Origin of the sequence: Thaumasiovibrio clandestinus (assembly GCF_047250365.1) — a bacterium.
In the GTDB taxonomy this organism is placed as follows: domain Bacteria; phylum Pseudomonadota; class Gammaproteobacteria; order Enterobacterales; family Vibrionaceae; genus Thaumasiovibrio.
The window spans coordinates 515,587-534,398 of the sequence record NZ_JBLBVL010000002.1; the positions used below are offsets into that span (position 1 = coordinate 515,587).

Sequence of the window (18,812 nt, forward strand, 5' to 3'; positions counted from 1 at the left end):
GATAGCAGTCATTGCTCTGCGCATCGTCCAGCATAAACTACAGGAATGTGAAATTAAATGTCCTTGACCTCCCGCAGTATTATCGCAACGGCTGTTTCGTTGGCACTCTACGGTCAGCCACTTCAGGCAAAAGAGTGTTTGCAACATAGTGATATCGATCAAACCATGATCAACCTGTGTCAGCAACGCCCAGCCTCTCCAGAAGCACTCAATCAACTGCCAGTCACCATTGAAGCTGACTATGCGGAAGCACAGCAAGATGATAAAGCTAGCTATCAAGGTAATGTTGTCGTTACGCAAGGGAATCGGCGCATGGAAGCCGATCGCGCAGTATTGCGCCAGCCAGAAAATGTCGTCACTGCAACAGGTAATGTGAAACTGCAAGATGAGCAATACTTGATCATCGCAGATAAAATGCATGCTAGCCTTGACGAAGATACAGCAACCCTATTTGATGCTGATTACGAGCTCATCTGTGAACTTGGGCGAGGCAGTGCACGGGTCGTCGACAAACAAAATGACACAGAAATAAATCTAAAAGACGCCACCTACACCACTTGCCCTATTAATGACGACGCATGGCGCTTCGAAGCACACAGTGTTGACTACGACTCGACATCTCCGTATGTCGACCTCTATGGGGCAAAATTTGCAGTCAAAGGTGTGCCAATTTTATACATGCCGTACCTACGCCTGCCGGCCACCGATGAGCGACTCACCGGCTTTCTCTACCCTAATGCCAGTTATGGCTCTCGCAATGGTATTGAATTAGAAGTACCATTTTATTGGAACATTGCTCCTAATTATGATCTAACGCTCACACCACACTATATGCAGAACCGTGGTGTCATGCTCAATAGCCAATTTCGTTACCTTAATGACACGGGGCGCGGGGCGCTCAAAACGGAGTACCTTGGCGAAGATAAAGAAGCACCAGAAGACGGGGCGTTGTGGGCCGTTAACTGGCGTCATGGTGCCACTTTTGCTACCCATTGGCGCGTCGCAGTCGACTATAGTCAAGTCAGTCAATTCAACTATTTTAGTAAAGGCCTTGGGTCTGATATTGGTAATCGTGAAGACTCCAGCCTACTGCAAACCGGCTCTGTCGCCTACCGCGATACCAATTGGAATGCCACACTCTCTGTGCGTGATTTTCAAAGCCTCACTGCGGCAGGAAGTAATAGCATTTATCGTTTAATGCCCCAACTAAGTATGAACTACTACCATGAGTTACCTTTTGGGGTAGAAGGCTCGCTGCTCGGGCAATATAGTCGTTTTGAAAATGATGATGACCAAAAGCCTGTCGCAGATCGCCTACACTTAGAGCCACGCCTCTACCTCCCCTACGCAGGTACTTGGTGGAACCTTGAGTCAGAGGCCAAGCTGATGCATACCTATTATCAGCAAGACTTTGATATTAATGACAACAGCGATTTTGTCGGTATGGAAGAATCCGTATCCCGAACGATACCGAGTTTACGCCTACTAAGCGGTATCACGCTGGAGCGGGACACAACGGTATGGGGGCAAGCATACTTACAAACTCTAGAGCCTAAGATGCAATACCTGTATATACAGGATGTTGATCAGTCAGCTATCTATAACCCAACCAACAGTGGGCAAACAGGCTACGACAGTAACTTGCTTCAGCAGGACTATTACGGCTTATTTCGTGACCGTCAATACAGCAGTATTGACTATATTGCCCCAGCCAATCAGTTTACGGTTGGTGCATCAACCCGTTTCTTTGATGAGCAATATAAAGAGCGCTTTGCCTTCTCTTATGGACAGATTTTTTATCTCGATAGACCAGAAAGCGGCACAGACACCAAAGTAAACTACTCCGCTTCTGCCTTTGAAACCGAGTTTAACTATAACGACCGTACATTTTTCACTGCAGGGCTACAGTACGATGCCAGCGAAGCAGAGATTCAATACGGGCATACGACACTAGAGTACCGTATCGGTGGAAATTACATCCAAACGAACTATCGCTATGTTTCGCAGTCTTATCTTGAGCAGAGCCTACCGAATAACGATATCGACCGCTCTACTTCAGACGGCATATCACAAGCTGGGTTTTCAACCGGGCTAAGGCTAAATGACAATTGGTATGCTCGTGGCGATATTTTCTATGATACTAGCGAAGCCATTTTGTCAGAAAGCCAGTTCTCTTTGAGCTATGAGTCTTGTTGTTGGGCAATATCGGTGGGTTATAACGAATACCTCAAGTATCGTCGCAATATCGGCGATACACCAGAGTATGAAAATAACATTAGCTTTAATTTCCGCCTGCTTGGATTAGGCGGTAGCACAGGATTTGGCTCCAGCTCAGGTGGCGGCAACGCACTTAGCTATCGACGCCCATTTTATTTAAATAACTAAGGGATTCCCTCGACGTAGGATGTATATGAATAACTGGAAACAGATGTTGATCGGCGGCCTTGTCGCCGCAACGAGTCTAACTGCGGGCGCTGCTCCGCAAGAACTGGATCGCGTGGTCACCATTGTCAATAATGGCGTCATCTTACAAAGTGACATCGACACCATGCTGAACAACATTAACCTCAGCGCGATACAGGCAGGGCAATCCCTGCCTTCAACAGCAGTGCTTGTCGAGCAAATCACTGAACAAAAAATCATCGAAACCTTGCAACTCCAAGAAGCAGAGCGCTACGGCATTCGAATTGATGACACCAGACTTGATGCAACCATCGCTGACATTGCTAAAGAGAATAATCAAAGCATAACAGAGTGGCGGTCCACGATTGAGCGCAGTGGCAGTAGCTACGCGGCTTTTCGCCAACAAATACGCAACGAACTCACAGCATCAGAAGCGCGCAATGCTTTAGTACGTCAACGCATCAACATATTGCCACAAGAAGTTGAATCACTCGCTCAACGTATCAGCGAAGAGACTTTATCTAACGTGCAATACAATATCAGTGATATTCAGTTGCGCTTCCCTGATAATGCCACCAAAGCTGATCGAGATGCTGTTTTAAATGAAGCAAACCAGCTGGTCGACAGAATTAACAATGGCGAAAATTTTGCCACCTTAGCTCTGACCTACTCTAAAGGGCCTCGAGCTTTGCAGGGCGGTAACTGGGGATGGCAGCGTAAAGAAGAAATGCCTACCGTCTTTGCCGATCAGATTTCCACGCAAGGCGCTGGTGCGATTATTGGTCCATTTTTAAGTGGCGTTGGCTATCATATTCTAAAAATTGATGAGCTACAGGGCATGGAAACTGTGTCTGTCATGGAAGTTAATGCTCGACACATCTTGGTACAGACATCGGTCATCCTTAGTGATGAAGGTGCCGAGCGTCAGCTACTACGCGCACGTGACAATATTCTGTCAGGCGATACCACGTTTGCTGATGCCGCTGCCAGTTTAAGTGCCGATCCCGGTTCAGCAGCCAACAATGGTGAACTAGGCTGGCAAATGCCCGAGCTCTATGTGCCTGAATTTAAGCAACAAGTCGAAGAGTTACCCATTGGCGAGATCAGCATGCCATTTAAAACCGTGCATGGTTGGCATATTGTTGAAGTGATAGAACGGCGTGAAGTCGACCGTACTGATGCAGCATTCCAAAACCGCGCATACGGTATTTTATTTAATCGTAAATTTAACGAAGAAGCGCAAACTTGGCTGCAAGAGTTGAAGGCAGGGGCATACATTGAACACCTCGGAGATGACGATGACCGCTAACTGTCAACGCATCGTTATTACCCCCGGCGAGCCCGCCGGGGTCGGCCCAGATCTGGTGCTAGGTGCATTGCAATATAACTACCCACACCAGCTGGTCGTCTGCGCCAATGCAGAGATGCTAAAGCAGCGTGCCGCTGCTTTAGGGTTAACCGTGCAGATATCCCACTATGATCCTAACGCAGCTCCAATCCCACATGAGGCAGGGCACGTGATTGTGGATGATATAGAACTTAATGACACCGCTACCCCTGGTGAACTCAATGAGGAAAATGGTCGTTACGTACTCAATACCCTTGATCGCGCCACGCAAGGTTGTCTCAGTGGCGAATTTGCCGCTGTTGTTACCGGCCCGGTGCACAAAGGGGTGATCAATCGCGCTGGCGTACCTTTTAGCGGACACACTGAGTTTTTTGCACAGCAATCTGCCACATCACAAGTGGTTATGATGCTCGCAACCGAAGGATTAAGAGTCGCATTAGTGACTACTCACATTCCCTTAGCCAATGTTTCTCAAGCAATTACACCACAACGCCTCATTGATGTGACACGTATTCTCCACCATGATTTGCAGACAAAGTTTGGGTTGAGCCATCCGAGGATCTTTGTCTGTGGCTTAAATCCTCACGCTGGGGAGGATGGCTGCTTAGGTCGAGAAGAGTTAGAGGTGATCACGCCTACGCTTGAACAATTACGGGCTGAAGGCATGGATCTTATCGGTCCGCTTCCTGCCGACACACTCTTCCAAGATAAGTATCTGGCAAAGGCTGACGCCGTCTTGGCGATGTACCATGACCAAGGTCTTCCAGTACTAAAGTACAAAGGGTTTGGTAAATCGGTCAACATTACGTTAGGCTTACCGTTTATAAGAACTTCAGTAGATCATGGTACCGCATTGGATTTAGCGGGTACCGGACAGGCGGACATGGGCAGTCTTCGGACAGCACTGGCCCACGCCATCGAATTGGTAGATAAACATACATGAGTAGTGATCAGGTTCACTTAGGCCACCGCGCCCGAAAGCGTTTTGGCCAGAACTTTCTAAATGATGAATATATCATCGATGGCATTGTATCCGCCATCAACCCACTAAATGGTGAAAAACTGGTCGAAATTGGTCCAGGGCTCGGAGCGTTAACAGAGCCAGTAGGGCGACGCGTGGATCATTTCGACGTTGTCGAGCTGGATCGCGATCTCGCTGAGCGCCTGCGCCATCACCCAGAGCTGGGCAAGAAGCTGACCATCCATGAAGGGGATGCGATGCAATTTGATTTCACCCAGTTGTTAGGTAAGGGGCAAAAGTTACGTATTTTTGGAAACCTTCCCTATAACGTTTCAACGCCGTTGATGTTCCACCTGTTTAGCTTTCATAAAGACATTCAGGATATGCACTTCATGCTGCAAAAAGAGGTGGTAAACCGTTTGGCAGCAGGACCTGGCAGCAAAGCCTACGGACGTCTAACGGTAATGGCACAATACTACTGTAAAGTGGTACCAGTACTGGAAGTTCCGCCAACGGCGTTCAAGCCAGCACCAAAGGTCGACTCAGCAGTTGTTAGACTCATGCCATATGAAATCCTACCTCACCCGACGACCAGCTTAAAGTGGCTTGATCGCGTCTGCCGTGAAGGATTTAATCAACGTCGTAAAACGATTCGCAATTGCTACAAAGGGTTACTCTCCGCCGACACACTCGAAGCGCTTGGCATTAACCCTGCCATGCGTCCAGAGAACCTCACCGTAGAGCAATTTGTTGCGATGGCTGACTGGCTTGATGCCAATCACGCCAATAAGTCAGAATAACGATAACCAGTATCGTGATAAAGAAGTAGCGCGCCCTGTCTTGCCGGGGCGCCTATTTTCCTTCTACCCTTATGCATAACGGCTAATTATACAGGCTTGGATTATGCAGACTTTTCCCCAAGTGAAGATTCAGATTGTCAGCCACTTCGAAACCAATCAACCAGCACCAACAACACAGCACTACGCCTTCTCCTATACCATTACAATTGATAACATAGGCCAATACCCTATCCAACTATTGCGACGACGTTGGCTCATCACCGACGCCAATGGCAAACAGATGCATGTCGAGGGTGATGGAGTGATAGGCCAACAGCCTCATATTGCGCCAGGAGAGCAGTTTCAATACACCAGCGGAACATTAATTGAAACAGAGGTTGGCGTCATGCAGGGGTTTTATATTTTTGCTGACCACTTAGGCCAAGAGCACCAAATTGAGATCCCTACATTTCGACTGGCCGTGTCCAATATACTTCACTAAGGAAAAGTTATGTCCACATACCTAGTGGGTGACCTGCAAGGTTGTTACCAAGAGCTAGATACACTGTTAGGTACCGTCGGTTTTTCTCGGCAACATGACACGTTATGGCTATGTGGCGATCTTGTCGCTCGCGGCCCAGATTCGCTCAGTTGCCTACGCCTGATAAAATCTCTAGGACATAGCGCAAAAACAGTGCTTGGCAATCATGACCTCCATTTACTGGCCACGGCTGCGGGTTTCAAGACCGCCAAGCCACGCGATAAGGTGCAGGCGATCTTAGATGCCCCCGACCGCATAGAGCTGCTCGACTGGCTTAGCCAACAAGCATTATTAGCTGAGCACGATGAATTTGTCGTCACACACGCTGGCATCCCGCCGATGTGGGACCTAAACCAAGCCCGTCAGCAAGCGCAACACGTTGAACGGGTTTTACGTTCAGAGCGCCAACCTTGGTTACTCCAACATATGTACGGTAACCAGCCAGCCCATTGGGAAAATGCAAAAACGGAAATTGAGCAACTACGCTTTACCATTAACGCCCTAACCAGAATGCGCTTTTGCTATTCTAATGGCAGCTTAGATAGTGAATGTAAATTTTCTCCCCATGATCTTCCCGTCGACAGCCCATTGATGCCTTGGTTTCAACTGCCACGACGCAAATCGCTAACTAAGCCGATTATATTTGGGCATTGGGCCGCACTGAATGGCAAATTTACTCCGCCAGAATACGGGCTTGATACCGGATGCGTATGGGGAGGCACAATGACAATGCTACGCTGGGAAGATAAACAGCAATTTGTACAAAAATCGTACATTCAATAAGAGAATAGGTCGTATTATTTCTTGGCATAAAAAAAATGCGACTTAGGTCTCAAACCGTATTCACACTTCTTTGATATATACCCCAACTAACTTACAAATAGTTTTATTATTAACAACATAGCGTCACTTAGAACGCAACTCGACCACAATAACACACATATAACATGGTGTGAGTTCGAGATCTTACATTTAGCGCAAGCCTAAAAGGAACGAGGCATTACTTTATGATTTCTCTTGGCAATATTTCCATATTCAAAAAACTAAACGGATTAATGGCCGTCGCGATTGTAACGCTGATCATCTCCATCACCTTCAACATCTTTTCATTACGCCAAACCGCATACGAAGAGCGTCAACATCAATTGCAAGCACAGGTCGAAACTGCAATCAGTGTCATTGAATCTTTCATCACTCAAGCGGATATTTATGGTCGTTCCAGTGCCGAATCTCTCGCTCGCCGCACCCTAGATACTATGCGCTACAACGAGGAGAACTATTTTTGGGTGTTGGACACCCAAGGCCGTTTGGTCAACTACCCCGCCGATAAAAGTAAAGAAGGGACGATCATGACGGGGCAACTTGACGTCAATAATCAAGACTATTGGCAAAGCATAGTAACAGGCGCTAACAGCAGCAGACGAGGCTTTGTTGAGTATACGCTAAACAATAACCATGGTGAGCCTGAAGCTCTTCTTACCTATTACCAATTCATCCCTGAGTGGGACTGGATTGTTGGTACGCGATTACGAGTCGATGATATTAACCAGCAAGTTTGGAGCGTCACACTACCACAACTCATCATCACCGCCGTGGCTTCCTTACTACTGTTGGTGATTGGGTATGTCTTCACTCGCGACATTACTCGCCCTCTCGTTAAAATGATGACGCAATTTGAACAAATCTCTGAAGGCGACCTGCGCGTTAACCTAAAACTCAATCGTCGCGATGAATTAGGGCAGATGGCCGACAAATTGGATGAATCCATTGATAACGTCCGCGCCATACTGGGCTTAGCGAATGAATCCGCTCAGAAATCGGCCGCGATGGCTGCATCTATCGCTTCTGCATCAGAGCAAACAGCACACAGCGTCAGCACGCAACAACATGAGCTGGAGCAACTGGCCAGTGCTATGGCACAGATGAGCTCCTCGATTTCAGATGTCGCTCAAAACGCAGATCTCGGCGCGCAAACCAGTCAATCCGTCGCCGCACAAACCCGCCAAGGGCGTGATGATATGCGCCATACTGTAGAGACAATAAATGCTGTTCAAGCACAGATCAGCAAAGCTAACGCCATTGTCGAGCAACTAAAGCAAGGGGTAGTACAAATTGGTGATGTGACAGGCGTCATCGGAGGAATTTCAGAGCAAACCAACCTGCTTGCTCTTAATGCCGCGATAGAGGCAGCGAGGGCTGGTGAGCAAGGCCGCGGCTTTGCCGTGGTGGCTGATGAAGTACGCAGCCTAGCAGGGAGAACCTCCGACTCCACCAGTGAGATTGAGAAAACTATCGAGCAGCTGACTCAGCGTGCCTTAGAGGCAGTCACTGCGATGGAACAAAGCTTAACAGAGACTCAAAACAGCGTTACTCAAGTCAATGCGAGTCAGGAAGAACTAGACAGCATTGCCAATGAGGTAACGGTAGCCAGTGATATGGTGGCACACATTGCGACAGCGGCAGAAGAGCAAGGTATGGTCGCCACCGATGTAAATCGTAGTGTCGGCAATATTCGCCAATCTGCAAATGAGGTTAGCGATGCGGCACACCATCTTGCAGAGCAGAGTAAAAACCTCGCCTTTACCGCCGAAGAGCTTGGCAATCAAATTCAACTATTCAAAATCTAATTATCAACCTACAAAAGCATAACGACGTATCGGTGTTTATCGATGCGTCGTCACCAAGAAAATAAATTCCTGCTCATTATAAACAACAACTCTGTTAACATTTTTATACATCATGCCGTTATAGAATACTTAGAAGCATAATCACCCAAATAGCTCGGAGAGACGCATGCGTATACTGCAACGGATTAAAATCAGGCAAAAGCTGTGGCTGCTTATTTTTACCGCCATTACACTGCTGGTTATCAACACTGCCTTTCTGCTCTACCGCACTCTCGATGGCGATTACGCCGAACGGAAAATTGGCATGCAACAGCAAGTGGAAACCGCGGCAACACTGATCAATGGCTATATCAAACAAAACCCGCGAGATCTTGAGGCTGCTGGAACCCAAGCTATCAGCGCTCTACGCAATATTCGCTATGACAGCAATAACTACTTTTGGATCACAGATACCAATGACACGCTGATCATGCACCCACTGCGTGAGGCACAGGAAGGCACCTCTGTCGCCAATATAAAAGATGCTAATGGCAAATACCATTGGCAAGAGATGTCACGTATTGGTCGTACCCAAGGCAAAGGGTTTCTTGATTATGGCTGGGTCTCCCCAAGTGGCGACATCGCCAACAAAATCTCATACGTCCACCTGATCCCTGAACTGAATTGGGTCGTGGGCACTGGCGTACACACTCTAGATATCGACAGTGCCTTCTGGCGTAACATGGGTGGACAAGTGCTCGTCACCCTTATCATCGCGAGCCTACTGGTTGTTATCGCGCATCTGATTGGTCGTGACATCACAGCCCCGCTACACTCCTTAAGCCAAAAGGTGAAAGCGCTTGCTCATGGCGATCTCACGCAACATTATGAACTTGATCGTGGCGATGAGGTAGGCGATATCGCTATCGCATTGCAAGATGCCAACTCGCGCATTAAATCCACACTCAGCGCCGCCGCTCAAACCAGTGAACAATCCTTATCGATGGCGCAATCCATGGCAGCAGCGAGTGAACAGAGCGCGCAGAGCCTTAACGAGCAGCATGAGCAGCTCACCCAACTTGCCACCGCGATGCAACAGATGAGCGCATCGATTGCCGAGGTCGCGCAACACGCAGAGCTCGCAGCCAATTCAACGCAGAATGTCGCCACCCAAACCGAGCAGAGTAATCAGCTCATGGGGAAAACAATGCAGGCCATCAGCACCGTGGCCAGTGATATTGAGCAATCAGACCAGAAAGTCGAACACCTCAAGCATGGTGTGCTTAATATCAGCGAAGTCACCACGGTAATTCAGGGCGTGTCAGAGCAAACCAACCTGCTCGCACTCAATGCAGCGATAGAAGCAGCACGTGCCGGTGAACAAGGGCGTGGTTTTGCGGTTGTTGCTGATGAAGTGCGCAATCTGGCTGGGCGCACACAAGCCTCGACTAATGAGATTCAAGGTACGATAGATAACCTAACCCAACATGCGATTGATACCGCAGAAACCATGCAGGCAAGCCGTCAAACAACGGAAAACACAGTAAATCATGCTAATAACGTACAAACTCTACTGAGTGACATCAGCACAGAGCTGAATCAAACCAACGAAATGATCGTTCAGATCGCCACAGCCTCCGTTGAGCAAGGCAGTGTTGCAGAAGAGATAAGCACCAACATTAACTTTGTTCATCAGGCCGCCGATCAAATTAACGAAGCAGCACAAAACCTCAGTCAGCAAAGTCAGGCGTTGGCCGATAGTGCCCTGCAATTAGGTCAGCAGTTGAATAAATTTAAATACTGATTGGACTTACCGCGTTACGTTTAATAACGTCGGCATTGTCGAGTGCTTTATATCAGAGGCTTAGATTAATATCTCAGCCTCTTTTTTATCGTTCAAGAATGGAAAACGTTAAGTCATAAGCATTTTTTTCATCGGCAGAATAGGCTTCTTGGTGTACGACGCGCCACTCATCTCCCCAAACAGGGAATTGAGTATCACCAGCAATGTGCGCATCAATAAAGGTCAAATAGAGACGCTCAGCCTCTGGCAAGCAGGCCTGATAAAAACTGCCACCACCTATCACCATCAACTCTGCAACGTCACCAGCACACGCTTTCGCTTCTTGTAGTGAGGCAACAACATCAACACCATCGATAACCAAATCAGCATTCCGGCTCACAACAATGTTGTGCCGTCCAGGCAAGGGACGACCAATTGAGTCATACGTTTTCCGCCCCATCACAATAGGCTTACCCATGGTGCAGCGTTTGAACCAAGCAAAATCAGCGGGAAGGTGCCAAGGCATGTCATTATCTTTTCCAATCACTCGCCCTTGCGCCATTGCAGCAATCATACTGATCTTCATTTCATTTCCTATCATTGAGTTACACCACACTGCGGCGACGATAAAACAATAATCCCGGCAATGCCAGCCCTATTGCAAGCCCTGCAATAATGAATGATGCTTTCAGCAAGTTTTCCATCAACGCCGCCAAAAGATCAGGGCTAAATCCTTTTTGATCAATTTCGACCAATGCAATCATGGCCTTAAAAGCAAAAACCCCGGGTACCATCGGAATCACCGCAGCCACAGTAAAGACTTTCGGGTGGGCTAAAAAACGCTGCGACCAATAAACACCTAAAAAGCCGATGCAGCTCGCCGCGAGAAAGCTCGCCATTTCAATCGAGAGTCCAAGATCGACCAATAAGTAACGCATCATATGTCCCACGGCTCCACCCATTGCGCAATATTTCAGTGCTTTGGTAGGCACATTAAATAGCAATGCAAACCCTAAAGCTGGGATCATCGCAAAGAAGCCATTGTGCAACATCATAAAAAACGTGTTCATGCCCCCCACCCCCACACATCAAAAAGGTTCATGGCCAGCACGATCCCCAAACAGGTCGACAACGTTAATAGGGATGCCATCATCCAACGTGCAATGCCCATATTAATGAAGCCTTTAACCATGTCAGAAGCGGCATTAATCAACGGTACGCCGGGAACCAGCATTAGCACCGATGACGCCATGACCAAAAAAGGCTCGTTGCCTATGTTCATGCGCATACCTATTGCTGCAACGGCCGTTGTCACAAATGCAGTAACACCAAAGTTAACGATGGGGTTGAAATGGCGATGCGCCAACTCTTGCCGCACAAGCATGCCACAACACGAGGCACAAAAGGTCAACGCCATAACAGCAAGATCACCCCCAGCAATGCGGCTAAAAGCAGCACAAGACAAACCGATCATTATCAAGACTAACCAACGGTTGTAACGCATCGGCTTAAGGCGATCGAGTTTTTCCATTACCCCACGCCTATCTAAAATGCCGTGTTCAGCGGAAATACAAATACGCTGCACCTCGGTTACCATTTGCATGTTGATGCCACGATCTGGGCAACGACGCGCGGTAGTAATACAGTGATCATTCTGTAGGGTAGTTAGTACCATGGAGCTTGCAGACAGGGATAACTCGACACTGTCAATCCCTAAGGCGATCCCTAGTCGACGAGTAAGATCAACCACTAATGCACTTTCAGCGCCGTGTTGCAGTAATATCTGTCCCGCTTTCACGCATACCCTAGATATGGCACGCTGCTCTTCGGGTTGAGAGAATTCAGACACGCATACTCCTCCTGAGTCGGTCTTAAAACAAAAAAAGCCGCATCACTGCGGCTTTTTACTTCTGAGCTAGTTTGCTAACTTACGGTTTATAGATTATCTCTACATCGTAATCGTCTTCATTCCAGTCATCCCAATCATCATCGTCATCATCGTCACCGTCAATCTCAGCGGCTTTCTCGGCTTCGCGGATTTTCTGGTCATGATAATCATCCCACTTGAAGTCAGCCTTGTCTTCAGGGGCCTCATCAGCAACGATTTCACGTGGAAGTAGCTCAATGGCTTCCATCAAGTCGTAAGTCAGCGGTTTAGTATTCAGACGGTTTAGCGCCGATATACAATAGTAATCGCCTTCCCAGCTTAATGCATCGAGAATTTCATCAATCTTAGCTTGCGCTTCATCTTCCGGAAGAAGATCAACTTTATTGAAGACCAACCAACGCGGTTTTGCCGCCAGCTTTTCACTGTACTGCTCAAGCTCATTAATGATCGTAAAGGCATTTTCGATCGGGCAAGATCCATCCGCTGGCATCACATCGATCATATGCAGCAAGATACGGCAACGCTCTAAGTGCTTTAGGAAACGAATACCCAGCCCAGCGCCATCTGCAGCACCTTCAATAAGGCCTGGAATATCAGCCACAACGAAACTACGCTCGCTATCCACCCTTACCACACCAAGGCTTGGCACTAAGGTAGTAAACGGGTAATCAGCCACTTTCGGCTTCGCGGCCGACACAGAGCGGATAAACGTCGATTTGCCCGCATTTGGTAAACCAAGCATGCCAACGTCGGCTAGCAACAACAGTTCTAAGCGTAAGTGACGAACCTCGCCCTTTGAACCCATTGTTTTCTGACGTGGTGCGCGGTTTACCGATGATTTGAATCGCGTATTACCTAACCCATGGAAGCCACCTTTGGCCACCATGATCTTCATGCCGTGTTCCGTTAGATCGGCAATGATCTCGCCCGTATCTTCATCAACCGCACGAGTACCAACAGGAACATGCAATACGCAATCATCACCACGCTTACCGGTACAGTTACCACCACGACCATTTTCACCACGCACGGCAGCATGGAAACGCTCAAAGCGATAATCTATCAGTGTATTTAGGTTCTCATCAGCTAACAGATAAACGTCACCGCCATCACCACCATCACCACCATCTGGTCCGCCTCTAGGGACATACTTCTCACGACGAAAGCTGACCGTACCATTACCGCCGTCACCCGCATCAACGCGGATCACCGCTTCATCTACAAACTTCATTTTATTTCTCCACGCAATCGCGTTTAGCAGTGCTTCCCACCACTTACATAAACGCTGCTTCCCCACAGTATAGTGAAAAACAAACTGGATTCAGTGCTTTTCTTCGCTCCTTGGCGCACTGGGGGCAACAGGACGCATTTATCGCTTTACACTATATGCAAACCGATAAATACGCCCACATTTACACCTTCTCTAAAAAGAAAAACCCCGCCATAATGGCAGGGCTTTTAAAATTCTCGTATCGAGCTTGATATTACTCAGCTTCGATAGAAATAAATTTACGGTTCTTAGGACCTTTAACTTCGAACTTCACTTTACCATCGGTAAGAGCGAATAGAGTGTGGTCTTTACCGCAACCTACGTTGTTACCAGCGTGGAATTTAGTACCACGTTGACGAACGATGATGTTACCTGCAAGAACAGATTCGCCACCGAAACGCTTAACACCTAGGCGTTTGCTTTCTGAATCACGGCCGTTTCGAGTCGAACCGCCAGCTTTTTTGTGTGCCATCTCTTAAATCTCCTCTAATTAAGCGCTGATGCCAGTAATTTTGACTTCAGTGAACCACTGACGGTGGCCCATTTGCTTACGAGAGTGCTTACGACGACGGAACTTAACGATTTTAATTTTATCGCCACGACCGTGAGAAACAACTTCCGCAGTTACTTTACCGCCTGCAATCAGGGGTGCACCTACAGTTACTTCTTCGCCATTTGCAATCAGTAGAACGTTATCAAACTCAACGCTTGCGCCAGTTTCAACGTCCAGTTTTTCCAAGCGAAGGGTTTGACCCTCGCTTACTCGGTGTTGTTTACCACCACTTTGGAAAACCGCGTACATATCTTAATACTCCGCTTCCGCATAGGCCATTGTTAGTATTTCAAACAATAGGTATGCGCTTAAACTTGTCATCAATAGGGCGCGAATGTTACGCGAAAACATCGCGTCTGGCAACTAGTTCAGCAAAGAAAATTGGTGATTTGCTGCACAGCAGACACTAGCTGTGTCAAATGCTTGATTTGGTGTGTGTAGAGAAGGATAAATTAGTGTAAGATTGATAACAATTTCCTAATAAAAAAACACACATTACGTTTTTCCTTACTCGTCGGATGCCGGATGGATTTTAATACAATTCAATCACTTACAGAAAGAGACATGGCTAATGTTGATGCAAAAATCATTGCCCAACTTAACTCTGATGTCGTGCTCATTAATCAGCTCGGCTTTTATATCGTAAATAGCGGTGGAAAACGCCTAAGACCCATGCTCGCCGTCCTCGCTGCGCGCGCCTTAGGGTATAACGGCGAAAAGCATACCACCGCTGCTGCGTTTATCGAGTTTATTCATACCGCAACTTTACTGCATGACGACGTAGTCGATGAATCAGATATGCGCCGTGGTAAAGCAACGGCCAATGCCATGTTTGGTAACGCTGCGTCGGTGTTGGTTGGCGACTATATCTATACTCGCTCATTCCAAATGATGACCAGCTTACGATCCTTAAAGATCCTCGACATCATGAGTGAAGCGACCAATGTGATCGCTGAAGGGGAGGTTCTGCAGTTAATGAACATCCACGATGCTGACATCACAGAAGAAAACTACATGCAGGTTATCTACTCAAAAACCGCACGCCTCTTTGAAGCGGCGACACAGATTGGGGCCATCATAACCGACTCTTCTGCTGCGGTAGAAACCGCCATGCAAGACTATGGCCGCTATCTAGGCACGGCTTTCCAGTTAATTGACGATGTGCTTGATTACGAAGCTGATACCGAGCAAATGGGTAAGAACGCCGGCGATGATCTCGCTGAAGGCAAGCCAACATTACCGTTACTACACGCCATGTGCCACGGCACTGAAGCACAAAGCGCAATGATCCGAACGGCCATAGAGCAAGGCGATGGGCGGGATCTCTTGGATCCTATTCTTGAGTGTATGCATGCCACAGGGTCTCTTACTTACACTCGTCAACGCGCTCAAGAAGAAGCTCAAAAAGCGATAAATGCATTGGCGATAATTCCAGACTCTGAATATAAACAAGCCTTGATCGCACTGGCTGAGTTAGCAGTCAATAGAAGCAAATAAGAGGATCAAGTACGATCTTATGCTGATGCACAACATTGATCGTCTAGCCCTAAGGTTGAGCTTAACTGATCCTACTTAGACAAAAAAAGCGGCTCACTGCCGCTTTTTTTATTTAGGTTTAGTGTCGCTTACTTGGCAGCAAACTCTTCACCTTTAACGATATCACCTTGTAGGGTTTCCATCATTCCATCTAGTGCTGCTTTCTCGTAAGCACTCAACTCACCGTAGCTCAGTACCTCTTCGATGCCATCTTTGCCTAGTAATACTGGTTGCGCAAAGAAACGTGTATGCTCACCACTGCCTTCAACATACGCACACTCAACAACGTCAGCTTCACCTTGCAATGCTTTTACTAGTGACAGACCGAAACGGCATGCCGCCTGACCCATTGACAATGTTGCTGAACCGCCACCCGCCTTCGCCTCAACCACTTCAGTGCCTGCATTTTGAATTCGCGGAGTCAGTGATTCAATTTCATCTTGAGTAAACTCAATACCTTCAACTTGAGACAGTAGAGGCAAGATAGTGACACCTGAGTGACCACCAATAACCGGAACGGTGACATCCGCTGGATTTTTGCCTCTTAGTTGTGCGACAAAAGTTTCAGAACGGATCACATCCAGCGTCGTAACACCAAACAAACGGCGCTTATCATATACCCCTGCTTTTTTCAGTACTTCTGCAGCAATGGCAACGGTTGTATTTACTGGGTTAGTAATGATACCGACCAATGCTTTCGGGCATACTACCGCAATTTTTTCAGCTAATGACTTAACGATCCCTGCATTGACATTAAACAGATCAGCACGATCCATGCCAGGCTTACGTGCAACACCCGCTGAAATCAAAACAACATCCGCATTCTCTAGCGCAGGTGTTGGATCCTCGCCACAGTAGCCCTTTACCAACACCGGGGTTGGTATATGGCTCAAGTCAACAGCAACCCCTGGAGTAACCGGGGCAATATCATACAAAGCAAGATCAGATCCTGCTGGTAATTGATTTTTCAGTAACAACGCTAACGCTTGTCCAATGCCGCCAGCAGCACCAATAACAGCAACTTTCATTATCAATTCTCCTTGTAAAATACTCGGTTTTACGATTTCTAAATCTAATTCAAACGGTATAGTAAGCCCATGACAATTACAATCACACAACGCTTGCTTTGCGACCCTACGCAAAGCGGATAATATACGTGCTACAGCAATTCAACAAACCTAATTTCATGAACGCCAATCAATCTCGCATTTTTAGTCAAGTTTAATTACACTTTATGCACCTTGTGGCACTATAATGCTAGCTAATCCGTGCTCTCATACTGGTTTTCATTGCCTGTTTACCGCGCAATGTGCCAAAATGAGATCTTAACTTATTCAATAAGAACCTTTATTAGATATGCGAAGTGCTGACAAACAGGAACGCTTAGTAAAAGCGTTTAAAGCGATTCTAAAAGAAGAAAAATTTAGTTCTCAGGGCGAAATTGTTGAAGCACTGAAAGGACAAGGATTTGATAATATCAATCAATCTAAAGTCTCTCGTATGCTGACCAAGTTTGGTGCTGTTCGTACTCGTAACGCCAAAATGGAAATGGTCTATTGCCTTCCAATAGAGCTTGGCGTGCCTACCACCTCTAGCTCACTACGTGAACTGGTGATGGATATCGGCTACAACAATGCACTGGTTGTTATCCATACCGGACCAGGCGCTGCGCAATTGATTGCACGTTTACTCGACTCGTTGGGTAAAGCAGAAGGCATCTTAGGTGCTGTTGCTGGCGATGATACTATCTTTATCACCCCAACGATGGACATGAGCACCAAAGAGCTATTTGACTCAGTGTGTGAACTGTTTGAATTTAGCGTTTAAGCTGATCTCTTTTGGCAAGTCGAACCAGGCTTGCCAACGCTTACTTTGACCATTTATTTCCGCCCTTTTTTGCCCTTTTGTCATACTTCAATAAACCCTTAGCAATATTGGGTTAAGTTGTTCCCAAGCACAACTTTCAACTACACTTCACTGTTTTTACTTTATTTGTCGTTAAAAAACAGTAAAATCGCCAAATTAATTCCATACAGGGGTTACACAAAACCGCAACATAAAGGTAGTTATCAATCCATCATAATAAGGACTAGTTATGACTAAACTCGCCACAGTGTCAGCAATACTTGCTGTCGCACTAACAAGCCTGCCAGCATGGAGCAGTCAGGAATTTGTCACTATCGGTACCGGTTCTGTTACCGGCGTCTACTACCCAACGGGCAGTGCTATTTGCCGACTAATCAATAAGAGTCGCGCTGAGCACAATATTCGCTGCTCTGTTGAATCAACGGGTGGCTCGATTTATAACGTTAACACTATGCGCTCTCAAGAACTGGACTTTGGCATCGTTCAATCTGACTGGCAATATCATGGCTACCATGGAACCAGCAAATTTGAGCAACAAGGCCCTTACCCTAAACTTCGCGCCGTGTTCTCTTTACATACCGAACCCTTTAATATTATCGCCCGAGCAGATGCTGGGATAGAAACCTTAGCAGATCTAAAAGGGAAACGCGTTAATATCGGTAATCCAGGCTCAGGTGACCGAGCCACTATGAGTGTGGTGATGGATGCTATGGAATGGACGCCATCAGACTTCCGCCTAGCGTCAGAACTAAAAGGGTCCGAGCGCTCTCAAGCCCTATGCGATAACAAAATCGATGCTTATGTCTATGTGGTTGGACACCCAAATGGTGCCATCAAAGAAGCCACCACGTCCTGCGATGCAAAATTGATCTCTGCCACTGGTGACGCGATCAATCGTATCGTTGCCGACACGCCTTACTATGCATTTAGCACCTTACCTGCAGGAATGTATCGTGGTACTGAGAATGAGGTAAATAGCTTTGGGGTAGCAGCAACGCTCGTCACCACCGCAGATGTTAGCGATGAAGTTGTCTACCAGGCCGTTAAAGCGGTGTTTGATAACTTTGACACTTTTAAGCGCCTTCACCCCGCATTCGCCAACCTGAAGAAAGCCGACATGGTTCAAGAGGGACTCTCTATTCCGTTACATGCAGGTGCCGAAAAGTTCTACAAGGAAGCTGGGTTACTTTAACTTAACTCATCTCCGTCTATGATTAAAGGGGCTTTGATGCCCCTTTTGATCTTTCGTACTGTTCTAATCCTTTTGCATAATGTTGA

Annotated in this window: 18 protein-coding genes; 11 read left to right on the top strand and 7 right to left on the bottom strand. The window is 47.1% G+C overall.

Features of this window, described 5'->3' with window-relative positions:
* The first annotated feature begins 57 nt into the window (after positions 1–57).
* The 8 genes from lptD (at position 58) to ACKLNH_RS05450 (ending at position 10,442) form a co-directional block, all read left to right on the top strand.
* Entirely contained in the window at positions 58–2,385 is a 2,328-nt protein-coding gene (gene lptD / locus ACKLNH_RS05415) for an LPS assembly protein LptD (RefSeq protein WP_413111218.1), read from the top strand.
* A 25-nt stretch (positions 2,386–2,410) separates the two neighbouring features.
* A complete protein-coding gene (surA, locus tag ACKLNH_RS05420; RefSeq protein ID WP_413111219.1) occupies positions 2,411–3,712 on the top strand; it encodes a peptidylprolyl isomerase SurA in 1,302 nt (433 codons plus the stop codon).
* Complete coding sequence (gene pdxA / locus ACKLNH_RS05425; protein ID WP_413111220.1) at positions 3,702–4,694, top strand: 4-hydroxythreonine-4-phosphate dehydrogenase PdxA; 993 nt, start codon at positions 3,702–3,704, stop codon at positions 4,692–4,694. The genes surA and pdxA overlap by 11 nt, the downstream gene beginning before the upstream one ends.
* Entirely contained in the window at positions 4,691–5,512 is an 822-nt protein-coding gene (rsmA, locus tag ACKLNH_RS05430) for a 16S rRNA (adenine(1518)-N(6)/adenine(1519)-N(6))-dimethyltransferase RsmA (protein WP_413111221.1), read from the top strand. Before pdxA ends, rsmA begins: the two co-directional genes overlap by 4 nt.
* A 103-nt stretch (positions 5,513–5,615) precedes the next feature.
* On the top strand, positions 5,616–5,993 hold the full coding sequence (apaG, locus tag ACKLNH_RS05435) for a Co2+/Mg2+ efflux protein ApaG (RefSeq protein WP_413111222.1): 378 nt from the start codon (positions 5,616–5,618) through the stop codon (positions 5,991–5,993).
* Between the two features lie 9 nt (positions 5,994–6,002).
* Positions 6,003–6,815: a bis(5'-nucleosyl)-tetraphosphatase (symmetrical) ApaH gene (gene apaH / locus ACKLNH_RS05440; protein WP_413111223.1), complete on the top strand. Its 813-nt coding sequence runs from the start codon at positions 6,003–6,005 to the stop codon at positions 6,813–6,815.
* Positions 6,816–7,039: 224 nt separating this feature from the next.
* A complete protein-coding gene (locus ACKLNH_RS05445) occupies positions 7,040–8,659 on the top strand; it encodes a methyl-accepting chemotaxis protein (protein WP_413111224.1) in 1,620 nt (539 codons plus the stop codon).
* A gap of 166 nt (positions 8,660–8,825) precedes the next feature.
* Complete coding sequence (locus ACKLNH_RS05450) at positions 8,826–10,442, top strand: methyl-accepting chemotaxis protein (protein ID WP_413111225.1); 1,617 nt, start codon at positions 8,826–8,828, stop codon at positions 10,440–10,442.
* Positions 10,443–10,527: 85 nt separating this feature from the next.
* Here ACKLNH_RS05450 and folA read toward each other — a convergent pair whose 3' ends face one another.
* The 6 genes from folA to rplU form a co-directional block, all read right to left on the bottom strand.
* Positions 10,528–11,007: a type 3 dihydrofolate reductase gene (folA, locus tag ACKLNH_RS05455; RefSeq protein WP_413111226.1), complete on the bottom strand. Its 480-nt coding sequence runs from the start codon at positions 11,005–11,007 to the stop codon at positions 10,528–10,530.
* Positions 11,008–11,026: 19 nt separating this feature from the next.
* Positions 11,027–11,491, bottom strand: a complete 465-nt coding sequence (locus ACKLNH_RS05460; protein ID WP_413111227.1) for a threonine/serine exporter family protein — start codon at positions 11,489–11,491, stop codon at positions 11,027–11,029.
* A complete protein-coding gene (locus tag ACKLNH_RS05465; RefSeq protein ID WP_413111228.1) occupies positions 11,488–12,270 on the bottom strand; it encodes a threonine/serine exporter family protein in 783 nt (260 codons plus the stop codon). Before ACKLNH_RS05465 ends, ACKLNH_RS05460 begins: the two co-directional genes overlap by 4 nt.
* Before the next feature lie 79 nt (positions 12,271–12,349).
* Entirely contained in the window at positions 12,350–13,540 is a 1,191-nt protein-coding gene (gene cgtA / locus ACKLNH_RS05470; RefSeq protein ID WP_413111229.1) for an Obg family GTPase CgtA, read from the bottom strand.
* Positions 13,541–13,793: 253 nt separating this feature from the next.
* Positions 13,794–14,051, bottom strand: coding sequence for a 50S ribosomal protein L27 (gene rpmA / locus ACKLNH_RS05475; RefSeq protein ID WP_047876379.1), 258 nt, complete (start codon positions 14,049–14,051; stop codon positions 13,794–13,796).
* Between the two features lie 18 nt (positions 14,052–14,069).
* The gene (rplU, locus tag ACKLNH_RS05480; RefSeq protein ID WP_413111230.1) at positions 14,070–14,381 is read right to left on the bottom strand and encodes a 50S ribosomal protein L21; all 312 of its coding nucleotides are present in this window, start codon (positions 14,379–14,381) and stop codon (positions 14,070–14,072) included.
* 276 nt (positions 14,382–14,657) lie between these two features.
* On the opposite strand from rplU, the gene ispB reads away from it, so the two are divergent.
* Complete coding sequence (gene ispB / locus ACKLNH_RS05485; RefSeq protein WP_413111231.1) at positions 14,658–15,629, top strand: octaprenyl diphosphate synthase; 972 nt, start codon at positions 14,658–14,660, stop codon at positions 15,627–15,629.
* 128 nt (positions 15,630–15,757) lie between these two features.
* Here ispB and mdh read toward each other — a convergent pair whose 3' ends face one another.
* On the bottom strand, positions 15,758–16,696 hold the full coding sequence (mdh, locus tag ACKLNH_RS05490; RefSeq protein ID WP_413111232.1) for a malate dehydrogenase: 939 nt from the start codon (positions 16,694–16,696) through the stop codon (positions 15,758–15,760).
* Positions 16,697–17,024: 328 nt separating this feature from the next.
* Between mdh and argR the strand changes: the two genes are divergently transcribed.
* Both argR and ACKLNH_RS05500 read left to right on the top strand, forming a co-directional pair.
* Positions 17,025–17,495: a transcriptional regulator ArgR gene (gene argR / locus ACKLNH_RS05495; RefSeq protein ID WP_413111233.1), complete on the top strand. Its 471-nt coding sequence runs from the start codon at positions 17,025–17,027 to the stop codon at positions 17,493–17,495.
* Positions 17,496–17,763: 268 nt separating this feature from the next.
* Positions 17,764–18,726, top strand: coding sequence for a TAXI family TRAP transporter solute-binding subunit (locus ACKLNH_RS05500; protein WP_413111234.1), 963 nt, complete (start codon positions 17,764–17,766; stop codon positions 18,724–18,726).
* Positions 18,727–18,812: the final 86 nt, after the last annotated feature.